At 64.7% G+C, this 459-nt stretch carries 1 protein-coding gene; it reads right to left on the bottom strand.

What is annotated here, in order from left to right:
- The coding region (locus PZH32_RS11310; protein ID WP_275208355.1) for an aminotransferase class I/II-fold pyridoxal phosphate-dependent enzyme at positions 1-459 on the bottom strand (459 nt) is incomplete at both ends.

Below are 459 nucleotides of genomic sequence, written 5' to 3'. Positions count from 1 at the left end.
AGCCAAACTTCAGGTAGCGGTCGGGGTTGCCGGCTTCGGCGCAGGCCTGCGCAATGTCGAGCACCGTGTCCTGCTCGGCGGGGTCGGCGGACAGGTGGTGGACGGCGTAGGCGTTGTCCCCGAAAATGCGGAAGTCAGACGCAGCAGTGTCCATGGAGGCCAGGCGGCGCACCACGTCATCGGCGTAGGTGATACCCGAGGGGTTGGAGTACTCCGGCACGCACCAGATGCCCTTGATGGCCGGATCGGCAGCGACGAGGCGCTCCACCTCGTCCATGTCCGGGCCTTCGTCGTTCATGGGCACGGGAATCATCTCGATGCCCAGAGCCTCGCAGATGGTGAAGTGGCGATCGTAACCTGGCACGGGGCAGAGCCACTTGACGGTATCGAGCCGTCCCCAGGGCATACTGCCCAAAGCACCGAACATCCAGTAGCGCACCATGGCGTCGTACATGGCCG

This window comes from Adlercreutzia equolifaciens (assembly GCF_029076695.1).
In the GTDB taxonomy this organism is placed as follows: domain Bacteria; phylum Actinomycetota; class Coriobacteriia; order Coriobacteriales; family Eggerthellaceae; genus Adlercreutzia; species Adlercreutzia equolifaciens_A.
The sequence above is the reverse complement of the archived record's forward strand: the minus strand, read 5'-3'. Positions and strand labels throughout refer to the sequence as shown.